Annotated in this window: 1 protein-coding gene; it reads left to right on the top strand. The window is 68.3% G+C overall.

All coding sequences use genetic code 11. The annotated features are described in order from the left end of the window. Nucleotides 1–123 precede the first annotated feature (123 nt). The coding region (gene istA, locus ACH4LD_RS42965) for an IS21 family transposase (protein WP_398106229.1) at nucleotides 124–1,368 on the top strand (1,245 nt) is incomplete at its 3' end.

The raw sequence follows: 1,368 nt of genomic DNA, 5'->3' as shown, positions 1-1,368 counted from the left end.
TGTCGGCGTACACCTGAACGTCCCCAACCGCGTACGGGTGAACGGGGCCAGTTCCTGACACGCTGAGGGCCGATGCTTGGCACTCTGCTGCTCGTCGGTTCGGGTGGCGGAGGACGGCTGACCATGGTCCTTGATCCGCATCGTTGGGTGGAACTTCGGCGTTTTCGTGGCCTGTTCGAGTCCGGGGCGATGAGCCTGTCGGAGATCGCCAGGGAGACGGGGCTGGACCGCAAGACGGTCCGCAAGTACCTGGCCGGCGAGGGGCCTGCCTCACCGCCGCGGCGGGCTTCGAGCGGTCCGCGCCAGCAGCGGGTGGTGGACGAGTACGCGCCGTTGATCGACTCGATGCTGCGGGCCGAGATTTTGATGAAGGCCACGGTCATCCACGAGCGGCTGGCCAGGGACTATGCCTTCACCGGCAGCTACCAGCGGGTCAAGCTCTACGTCCAGGAAGCCCGCCCGAGGATCGCCGGGGAACTCGGCATCACGCCGAAGGAGCTGGCGGGCCTGCACCGCCGCTTCGAGGTGATTCCCGGCGCCCAGGCCCAGGTGGACTGGGGGGATGAAGGAAAGATCCTCGCCCACATGGGCATCGGCAAGGTCTATTCGTTCCATATGACGTTGTCGTACTCCCGCGACCCGTTCTGCTGCTTCACCACCAGCCAGGACCTGCAGACCTTCTTCGACTGCCACCGTCGGGCGTTCGCGCACTTCGGCGGGGTGCCGATGAGCATCGTCTACGACCGCACCAAGACGGTCGTCCGCCGGCATGTCGCCCCCGGGGAGGCGGTGCCGCTGCATCCGGAGGCGGTTGCCTTCGCTGGCCACTACGACTTCGACATCGACGTGCTGGCCGCCTACCGGCCCACCGGCAAAGGCCGTGTCGAACGTCAGGTTCAGATCGTCCGCGACCATGTCCTGGCCGGGCGGGCGTTTTCCTCCGTCGAGGAGATGGACGCCGCCTTCATGGCCTGGGTCCCGCAGCGCAGGGCCCAGATCCACAAGACCCATCAGGAGGTCATCGCCCAGCGGGCCGCCCGGGACCACGCCGCCCTCAAGCCGCTGCCGGCCACCCCCTATCTGGTGACCGAGCGGCACCTGCGGCCGGTCGGCAAGGACTGCCTGGTCGCCTTCGCCGGGAACCTCTACTCGGTGCCCGCCCGCAAGGTCCGCCCGCGTCAGCTGGTCGAGATCCGGGCCACGAAGTCCCAGGTCATGCTGCACTCCACCGTCCCCGACGCAGGCGGCGAGACACTGCTGGCCACCCATGCGCGGGAGCTCGGCCGAGGAGTGAGGGTGGTCGACGAGAGCCACTGGGACGGCTTGCCCACGGGCAAAGGCCGCCGGGTCACCACCGGCGACGTTGCC

Source organism: Streptomyces sp. NPDC017676 (assembly GCF_044329325.1).
Classification (GTDB): domain Bacteria; phylum Actinomycetota; class Actinomycetes; order Streptomycetales; family Streptomycetaceae; genus Streptomyces.
This window is presented reverse-complemented; position numbering and strand designations above follow the sequence as displayed.